Genomic DNA, 4,341 nt, shown 5'->3' on the forward strand with positions numbered 1-4,341 from the left:
GGCGATGGCGGAGTCGGCGGGCTGGGCGGCAACGGTGCGGCGGGCATCGGCACCACAGGTGGTGATGGTGGCGGCGGCGGCGCCGGCGGCGCGGCCGGCGTAGGGGGTGCTGCCGGGGCAGGTGGCGGCATCGCAGGCGCAGCGGGCACCGGCGGCCAGGGTGGCAACGGCGGCACCGGGGGTACCGGCGGCAACGGCGCCAACAGCGCCGGCGTGATCGACGGCAACAACGGCCATACCGGCTTCGCCGGCGGCGCCGGCGGTGCCGGTGGCCAAGGAGGCGGCAGCGGTCCGGGTGGCACCAACGGCAGCGGCGGTCTCGGAGGTAACGGCGGCCAGGGCGGCACCGGCGGCAACGGCTATGTGGGTGGAGACGGCAGCGCCGCGTTCAACAACGGCGCCGGCGGCGATGGCGGCACCGGCGGCGGCGGCGGCAGGGCAGGCGCTGGCGGTCAGGCCGGCACCGGCGGCACTGGCGGCAACATCGGCGCCGCGGGCCACGGCGGCACCGGCGGCACCGGTGGCGACGGCGGCCTCGGCGCCAGTGGCAACAACTCCGCCGGCGTCGGCGGCAATGGCGGCCAGGGCGGCTCCGGCGGCGCCGGGGTCAACGGCAGCAACGGCGGCACCGGTGGCACCGGCGGCACCGGTGCCGCTGGCGGAACCAACGGCAGCGGCACAAGTGCCAACGGCGGCACTGGCGGTAATGGCGGCGGCGCCACCGACGGCGGCAACGGCGGCACCGGCGGCCAGGGCGGCCAAGGCGGTGCCGCCGCGCAGGGCGGCGCCGCGGGCACCGGCGGCACCGGCGGCAACGGCGGCACCGCAGTCAACGGCGGCAACGGCGGCAACGGCGGCACGGGCGGCGCCGGCGGCGCAGGCCTCAGCGCTAATCCCGTCACCTCTGGCACGGGCGGCACGGGCGGCACTGGAGGTGTCGGCGGAAACGGCGGCTTGGCGACCGGTAGCGGCTCCGGCCATGGTGGAACGGGCGGCACCGGTGGCGTCGGCGGCCAAGGCGGCGACGCGGCATTCGCCGGCAAGGGTGGCGCCGGCGGCGCCGGCGGCCAAGGCGGCAACTCGGCCACCGCGGGCGACGGCGGCAGCGGCGGCACCGGCGGTGCGGGCGGCAACGGCGGTGACGACGTCGACTTCGGCGGCACCGCTGGCAGTGGTGGCAACGGCGGCAACGGCGGCAGTGGCGGCACCGCAGCCGGCGGCGGCGACGGTGGCGTCGGCGGCAGCGGCGGCGACGGCGGCGCCACCGGTGCCCGCGCCCTTTTGGCCAACCCGGGCACCGCTGGTAATGGCGGTAACGGCGGCCAGGGCGGCACCAGCACCGCGGGAACCGCCGGCGACGGCGGCCAGGGCGGAAACGGCGGCACCTCAGCCAATGGCGGGACGGGTGGCAACGGCGGCACCGGCGGCACCGGCGGCACCGGCAACGACGCCGGCGGCAACGCCGGCAACGGCGGACAAGGCGGACAAGGGGGCAACAGCGACTTCGGCAATGCCGGTAGCGGCGGCACCGGCGGCCAAGGCGGCACCGCTGGGGCCGGCGCGAAAGGCGGCGCCGGAGGCGACGGCGGCCAGGGTGGCGCCGCAACCAGCGGTGGCAACGGCGGTGGCGGCGGCACCGGAGGCACGGGTGGCATCGGCGGCGGCGTAATGAACGGGACCGCCGGTGGGGGCGGCACCGGCGGCAACGGCGGCGCCGGCGGAACCACAAGCGGCACTGACTTCAACGGCAACAGCGGCAACAGCGGCAACGGCGGCACCGGCGGCACCGGCGGCTTCGGCGGTGAAGTCCTGGCCTCCGGTACGGCCGGGGCCGGCGGCACCGGGGGCAACGGCGGCACGGCAAGCGGCAACGGCCGCGGCGGCGATGGCGGCCAAGGCGGAGCCGGCGGCCAAGGCGGCGTCTTCGCCGACACCGGCACCGGCGGCCGCGGCGGCGACGGCGGCAATGGCGGCACCAGTGGCACCAGTAACGCCGGCAACGGCGGCATAGGTGGAACCGGCGGCGCCGGCAAAACCGCCGGCAACGGCGGAAACGGCGGAACCGGCGGCACCTCTACTGCCGGTGGCCATGCCGGCAACGGCGGCACCGGCGGCACCGGCGCCGTCGGCACCATCGGCGCCGACGGCAGCATCGGCAGCAGCGGCGGCAACGGCGGAAACGGCGGCAACGGGGGCATCGCAACCGGCGGCGGCCACGACGGCAATGGCGGAGACGGTGGCAACGGCGGCGATGGCTTCGACGTGACTGTCAACGGCTACAACGGCAATGGCGGTAACGGCGGTAACGGCGGCAACGGCGGCAGCGCGACCGGTAGCGGCAATGCGGGTAACGGCGGCGCTGGCGGCCAAGGTGGCACCGGCGGCAACGGTAGCTACACCATCGACGGCGTCGGCTTACCCGCCGGCACCGGTGGTGCCGGCGGCGACGGCGGCGCCGGGGGCACCGCAACGGGTAGCGACAATGCCGGTAGTGGCGGCCAAGGCGGCCAAGGCGGCACCGGCGGCGTCGGCGCTCGCGGCATCTCCACACCTCCGGGGGGCCCCTTGCCGTCCTTGCCCGGAGCCACTGGCGGTACCGGCGGTATCGGCGGCAACGGCGGCAACGGCGGCGAAGCAACCGGCGGCAATGCCGGCGCCGGCGGCGCCGGGGGTACTGGCGGCACGGGCGGCATGGGCGGCTATGGCATCGATCTATCCGGCGGCGACGGCGGCTTAGGCGGCGGCGGTGGCGACGGCGGCAGGGGCGGCGGCACCGTGGATGGGGCGGCCGGCGGCGGCGGAAGCCGTGGCGAGGGCGGCAGCGGCGGCGTCGGAGGCGGCGGCGCGCAGTTCGGCGCTATCGGCGGCACGGGCACGCCTGGTCAACCCGGCATTCCCGGAGTGCTGCACTGACCGAGCCGCCGATGCGGCGTGATCCCACTGGGGGTGCCGGCGGTAACGCTGGTGCCGGCGGCGCTGGCGGACTCGCAACCGGCAGCGGCAACGGCGGCAACGGCGGAGCGGGTGGCGCTGGTGGGCGGGGTGGTAACGGCTCTGGTAACGCCGGGACGGGCCTGGGTCTGGGTAGCGAGGGGGGCAACGGCGGCGGCGGAGGAGGCGGAGGTAACGGCGGGAGTAGCGGAACCGCAACGGGAGGTCGCGGCGGCGACGGCGGCAATGGCGGCGGTGGCGGATTGGGCACAATCAACCACCCCAATGGCGGCAAGACGCCCGGCGGTATCGGCCCGAACGGGACCCGCGGCAGCGACGGCAGCCGGGGAAGCCTCGTTTTCTGACCTGAACGCCGCAGCGCGGTGCGCGGACCCAGATCCGGCACCGTGCACGCACTCGGTAGCCACACCAGCCTCGGTGGCACCAGAAGCGTCCGGCGCAACCACTCGGCAAACGTGCTAGCAGGGGCGATATCACGGTTGGCGGCGCAGTCACGTTTCGAATCCGACCGCACTCCCCTACCGGCCCGCGCGTTCACCGAAAATCGTCCCGCAAAGCCTGCTGGCCAGCGATTCAACAATTGGCCAGCATTTGTGCATAAGCGGTCTGGGATGGTCCTGCTCAGAGCACGCACGTCGATAGGCAGGACCGCAATGACACCGCGCCGATCCTCTCGCGTCCTCGGACAAATCTCGCTCAGCCACCGCGTCAGAGTTTGAGGAAGGAACGGTCCAATGTCGTACGTGTTTGCGGCTCCCGAACTGGTAGCGGTAGCAGCCGCGGAATTGACCGACATCGGCTCGGCGGTCAACGCCGCCGCCGGCTCAGCGGCGGCCTCGACAACCCAGCTAATGACCGCCGCCGCCGATGAGGTGTCGACGCAGATCGCGGCGTTGTTCAGTTCCCACGGTACACAGTTCCAGGCGCTCAACGCTCACGCTGCGGCGTTTCACGACCAGTTCCTGCGGAATCTGAACGCCAGCGCGAACTCCTACGCGCTGGCCGAGGCTGCCAACGCCGGACCTTTGCAGGCTATCGAGCAAGGCCTGCTCGGCGTGATAAACGCCCCGACTCAGCTGCTGGTTGGTCGCCCGCTGATCGGCGACGGCGCGAATGCGACCACACCGGGCGGCCGCGGCGGTGACGGCGGTCTGCTGTGGGGCAACGGCGGCAACGGCGCCGCGGGCGCTGCTGGCCAAGCCGGCGGGGCCGGCGGGTCGGCCGGGCTGTTCGGCAATGGCGGCGCCGGCGGTGCGGGCGGTGCGGGCGTCACCGGGGCCGCTGGCGCCATCGGCGGAAACGGCGGGGCCGGTGGGGCCGGCGGCGCGGGCGGCCTGATATCCGGCCAGGGCGGGGGCGGCGGTGTCGGCGGCGCGGGCGGTGTCGGCG

General features: G+C 75.4%; 2 protein-coding genes and 1 pseudogene. All 3 read left to right on the forward strand.

All coding sequences use genetic code 11. The features are described 5' to 3' along the window. Window positions 1-2,913, forward strand: a pseudogene (locus AWC27_RS30895) (PE family protein); the annotation flags it as partial. A gap of 11 nt (window positions 2,914-2,924) precedes the next feature. After that, window positions 2,925-3,296, forward strand: coding sequence for a hypothetical protein (locus tag AWC27_RS29990; RefSeq protein ID WP_139836851.1), 372 nt, complete (start codon window positions 2,925-2,927; stop codon window positions 3,294-3,296). A 390-nt stretch (window positions 3,297-3,686) separates the two neighbouring features. Further along, window positions 3,687-4,341 (forward strand): PE family protein (locus AWC27_RS08705; RefSeq protein WP_139836852.1); only part of this gene is annotated, 655 nt, incomplete at its 3' end.

Origin of the sequence: Mycobacterium szulgai, assembly GCF_002116635.1 — a bacterium.
Lineage (GTDB): Bacteria > Actinomycetota > Actinomycetes > Mycobacteriales > Mycobacteriaceae > Mycobacterium > Mycobacterium szulgai.